The sequence below is a fragment of the Dietzia sp. NPDC055343 genome (assembly GCF_053645265.1).
In genome coordinates, this window is the sequence record NZ_JBSHMJ010000082.1 from 1 (window position 1) to 4,648 (window position 4,648).

Consider the following 4,648-nt stretch of genomic DNA (forward strand, 5'->3'; position numbering starts at 1 on the left):
GTATCTGGACAACGCCTTCCGGCTGCTCTCCGGTCTGCTATGAACGGAGACAGGCGGGCCCCGGCGCCGGCTGTGTCGCCGACCCCGGGGCCCGGCCCGGTTCACTGGGTCAGACCACGAGCACGCGCTCGTCGAGCTCGACTCCGCACTCGCGGGCGTTGCCCAGCCTGCGCTCGGTCCGGTCGGAGTAGACGTGGACGTGGTCGCGGGTGCACCACGCCGTGACATACGCGCCCACCGACGGGGCGTGGTCCGCGTCGACGATCACCGCGAACGACTCCATCAGCGAGGTCTGGACGTGCACGATCCGCTCACGGCCGGTCGGCTCGATCAGCACCACGCGGCCGCTGAGGGACCACACGTCGGCGTTCACGGGGGCCTCGGTCGAGAGGTGGAACCGCTCGGGTCGCACGCCGATGGTGACGTCCTGCTCGTCGCCGAGCCTCAGCTCGCCGAACGTGCTGCGACCGCTCTCGGGATCCACCGGGAACAGATTCATCGGCGGGGTGCCCACGAACCCGGCGACGAACAGCGTCTCGGGGCGGCGGTACAGCTCGTCCGGGGTCCCGAACTGCTCGATCCGACCCTTGTTGATCACCGCGATCCGCGAGGCCATCGCCATGGCGTCGGCCTGGTCGTGCGTGACGTTGACCCCGGTCGCACCCACGCTCTGGAGCAGTCCGGCGATCTCCACCCGCAGCCGCGCGTGCAGCTGCGCGTCCAGCCCGGACAGCGGTTCGTCCAGCAGGACGATGCTGCTGCGACGGGCCAGGGCGCGGGCCAGCGCGATGCGCTGGCGCTGACCACCGGACATCGCCCGCGGCTTGCGGTCGAGCAGGTGCTCGACCTGCATCCGGGTGGCGATGTCGACGGCACGGGCATCGGCGTCCGAGCGCGAGAGCTTCTTGCCGTGTCGCAGTCCGAGCGTGATGTTCTCCCGGCACGTCAGGTGCGGGTAGAGGGCGTAGCTCTGGAAGACGATCGCCACATCCCGCTTCTCCGGAGGGATCTGGTTCTGCCGCTCGCCGTCGAAGAGCACCTCGCCCCGGTCGACGGACTCCAGGCCGGACACCACCCGCAGCAGGGTCGACTTTCCCGACCCCGAGGGGCCGAGCACTGCGATGTTCTCGCCCGACTCGACCTCCAGGTCGATGTCGCTCAGGGCGGCGACATCACCGAAGGACTTGGACACTCCTGCGATCCTGATGGCGGTCATCAGCGGTTCCCCTCCACGATGCGGTCGATCTGCACGACGGTCTCGGGCACGACGTCCTCGGTCGGCTCACCTGACTGCAGACGCTGCGCCATGACCTCGATCGTGTCGTAGATCTGGTTGGCCGGGCCGCCCGGGAAGCCCTCGCCCCACTGGCTCAGCTCGTTGTCGAAGGTCCACGCGAACTCCATCGGCGGGGTGGCGGCGTCGCTGGCGAGCAGCTCGTCCCGCGCCTCGGTGTCGACCGGGATGTAGCTGCGCTGGGTGCCCGAGGCCTTCAGGACGGACTCCGGGGTGAACAGCTCGCCGATCAGCTCCTGCGAATATGCGGCGCGGCACGGGTCGTCGGAGAGCACCATGTAGCCGTTGCCGCCGGCCGGCAGCGCGCGGTCGGTGGTGCCGTCGACGCTGGGCAGTTTGATGGGCATCCACTCGAACTCGTCGCCCAGGCCCTGCTCGATCGCCACGATGGTCGAGGTGGTGATCATCGCGAACGGCAGCGTGCCGGTGTTGAACTGGTCGACGGCCTGGGTGGAGTCGGCGATGCCGGCCTCGAGTCCGCGCTGGCCGAGCTGCGACCAGATGTCGAGCGCGGCGATGCCATCCTCGTCACCGAAGGCCGCGGTGCCGTCCTCGTTCGCCAGCGTCGCCCCCGAGTTCTGGAGCAGGCCCTGGGTGAACCACTCCGGCAGGCCGGACGGCGCGATCGACACGGACGGCTCGCCGGTGTGGTCGGTGACCTGCTGGGCCACCTCGAGCAGTTCGTCGTAGGTGGTGATGTCCTCGGCCTGACCGGCGCCCGCCTCGTCGAGCAGGGTCTGGTTGACGGCCATCACCGGGGCCGAGATCTGGGCGGGCGCCACGTAGGTCGTGCCGTCCTTGACGGTGCCCGCGCCGAGGAACTGGGTCTGGTAGGTCTCCGGCAGCGAGTCGGTGTCGAAGGGGACCGGGTCGTAGGTGTCGACCCAGAACTGCATCTGGCCGAGTCCGGTCATGATCACGTCGGGCCGGTTGCCCACCGCGATGTCGGCGACGATCTGCTGGGTGAGCTCCTCGTACGCGGTGGACGCGGCCGGGGTGCCCTCGATCGACAGCCCGGGGTAGCGGCTCTCCATGGCCTCGACGGCCACCGGCATCGAGTTCTCCGCGAGCGAGTTGTAGGCGACGTTGATGGTCATCCCGTCGGGACTGCACTCGGCGACGTCGGCGGCCTGGGCCACCTCCCTGCCGTCGGCCGGCTGGTCACCGGCGCCGCCGCCACCACAGGCGGCGAGCAGGAGGGCGAGGGCGGCGGCGGAACCGCCGACGAGGGCCGGGCGTGCGTTCTTCATGGGTGTCTTCTCTCTTCTGGGCGAGGTACGGAATCGGTGGTCGGCGGGGGACTGGTCCGTGTGGGGGTCCGGCGGATGCGGCCGGCCGTCGGGGCGGGTCATCCGGTGATCTCGGTGCCGCTCATGCCGCGGACGAAGTGCTTCTGGGCGAGCAGGAAGATCAGGACGATGGGCAGGGTGACGATCGCGGCGCCGGCCGCGAGCGCGGGGTAGTCGGCCCCGGAGTCCACGTCCTGGAAGATCGCCAGCGCCAGCGGCGGGGTGTGGATGTCCGGGCTGCGGGCCACGAGCAGCGGCCACATGTAGTCGTTCCAGTGGACGAAGACCGAGTACACGCTGAACGCGGCGATCCCCGGCTTGGCCATGGGTGCGACGATGCTGACCATCGTGCGCACCGGGCCGAGCCCGTCCATCGCGCACGCCTCCAGCAGCTGCGGCGGGACCGACATCATCTGGTTGCGGATCATGAACGTGCCGAGCACCGAGGTGGCGAACGGCAGGATCAGCGCGGTCAGGGTGTCCGCCAGACCCACCTGGTTGAGGCCGATGAACAGCGGGATCATGGTGACCTGGCCGGGGATGAGCAGGCAGAGCATGACGAACGCGAACACTCCGCCGGTCCACCTCCTGCGGTACACCGTCAGGGCGTACGCGGCCGGGATGACGGTGAGCAGCTGGAGGGCGAGGATGCCGAAGCTCACGATCAGCCCGACCGTGATCGCCTGGCCGAGCCCGGCCTCCTGCCAGGCCCGGACGTACGGCTCGAAGGTCAGCGACTGCGGCAACAGGCTGAAGCCCTCGCCGAACACCTCGTCGTGCTGCGAGACCGAGGTGCGCAGCATCCAGTAGAACGGGAACAGCGAGATCAGCAGGGCCAGCGCGAGAACGATCCACTTGGCCGCGGTGCGGGCCAGTGCCGCTGCGTCCGCGCGGATTTGACCGGCGTTCGCGTCTTCCTCCGATGGGGAGGGCGCGGTCTGCGAGCCGGCGCGCGGGGGTGAGGTCACGGTCATCGGTCGTCCTTCTTTCCGGCGAGGATCCGGCGCTGCCACAGCCCCACGGCCACCAGCGCCACGACCATGAGGAACGACATGGCCGAGGCCCCGCCGAGGTCGAAGTACTGGAAGCCCAGGCGCCAGGCGTGGGTGAGGATGAGTTCGGAGGAGTACTGGGGGCCGCCGTCGGTCATCACGCGGACCGTGTCGAAGGCCTGGATGGACTGCAGGACCGCCATCACCACGGCAAACACGACGGTCGGCTTCATGACCGGCAGGATGATGCGGGTCAGCTGGGTGATCGGGCTGATGCCCTCCATGCGTGCGGCCTCCAGCATCGTCCCGGGCACGGTGGCCAGGCCGGCGAAGAAGATCATCATGGTGAACGACGCGGTCCGCCACACGCCGACGAGCATCACGGTGGTCAGCGCGTAGTCGGTGCTGCCGAGCCAGTTGATCGGCGCGATGCCGAACAGTCCGATCAGCTGGTTCGCGGCGCCACCGCGGACATCGAAGATGTAGGTGAACACCACCGCCATCGCCACGAGGTTCGCGGTCATCGGCAGGAACAGCAGCGTCCGCACCAGTGCCCGGCCGCGCACGATCGAGTTGGCGAGCATCGCCAGGAGCAGACCCAGCGCCAGGCTCGGAACGATCGTGCCGACCGAGTAGACGAGGGTGTTGACGATCGCGCGTTGGGAGTGCGGGTCGGTGAAGATGCGCTCATAGTTCGCGGTGCCGACGAAGGTCCAGGTCCCGCCTGCGAGCGGGATGTGGAACCAGCTGCCGATGAAGGTCAGCGCGGCGGGGAAGAACACGAACAGGAACGCCAGCAACGCCATCGGGGTGACGAACAACAGCGGGGCGCGGCGCCGCCACTGCTCGTCGCGGCGCGAGCGCGCGGGTGTCGCGGTGGCGGTCACAGCAGGTCCTCCTTGGGCAGGGCGATGACGCGGCCGTCCACGTCGACGCCCACGAGCAGGTCGCCGGCGTCGGCCAGCGGCGCGGCCAGTGGCGCGTCATGCGCGACGGTGCGGGTGAGCGAGCCGTCGAGCGCGTAGGTGCGGATCGCGCCGTCGAGGCACGGCAGCACCAGACGGTCGCCGGTC

Annotated in this window: 5 protein-coding genes; all 5 read right to left on the reverse strand. The window is 69.6% G+C overall.

What is annotated here, in order from left to right; translation table 11 throughout:
* Positions 1 to 109 precede the first annotated feature (109 nt).
* Positions 110 to 1,216 (reverse strand): ABC transporter ATP-binding protein, encoded by a 1,107-nt coding sequence (locus ACWIE7_RS18320; protein ID WP_452098093.1) that lies wholly within the window; start codon positions 1,214 to 1,216, stop codon positions 110 to 112.
* Complete coding sequence (locus ACWIE7_RS18325) at positions 1,216 to 2,544, reverse strand: ABC transporter substrate-binding protein (protein ID WP_452098092.1); 1,329 nt, start codon at positions 2,542 to 2,544, stop codon at positions 1,216 to 1,218. Before ACWIE7_RS18325 ends, ACWIE7_RS18320 begins: the two co-directional genes overlap by 1 nt.
* A gap of 98 nt (positions 2,545 to 2,642) precedes the next feature.
* Entirely contained in the window at positions 2,643 to 3,557 is a 915-nt protein-coding gene (locus tag ACWIE7_RS18330) for a carbohydrate ABC transporter permease (RefSeq protein WP_452098091.1), read from the reverse strand.
* Positions 3,554 to 4,462 carry a carbohydrate ABC transporter permease gene (locus ACWIE7_RS18335; protein WP_454070209.1) on the reverse strand — a complete coding sequence of 303 codons (909 nt, stop codon included), beginning with the start codon at positions 4,460 to 4,462 and terminating at the stop codon, positions 3,554 to 3,556. The genes ACWIE7_RS18330 and ACWIE7_RS18335 overlap by 4 nt, the downstream gene beginning before the upstream one ends.
* Positions 4,459 to 4,648, reverse strand: a 190-nt coding sequence (locus ACWIE7_RS18340; RefSeq protein WP_454070210.1) for a hypothetical protein, incomplete at its 5' end; no start/stop codon positions are given. The genes ACWIE7_RS18340 and ACWIE7_RS18335, both read right to left, overlap by 4 nt.

What these genes read in the sequence shown, in the direction of transcription:
- ACWIE7_RS18320 (WP_452098093.1), bottom strand. Translation starts at nt 1,216, where the DNA reads ATGACCGCCATCAGGATCGCAGGAGTGTCCAAGTCCTTCGGTGATGTC.
- ACWIE7_RS18330 (WP_452098091.1), bottom strand. Translation starts at nt 3,557, where the DNA reads ATGACCGTGACCTCACCCCCGCGCGCCGGCTCGCAGACCGCGCCCTCC.
- ACWIE7_RS18325 (WP_452098092.1), bottom strand. Translation starts at nt 2,544, where the DNA reads ATGAAGAACGCACGCCCGGCCCTCGTCGGCGGTTCCGCCGCCGCCCTC.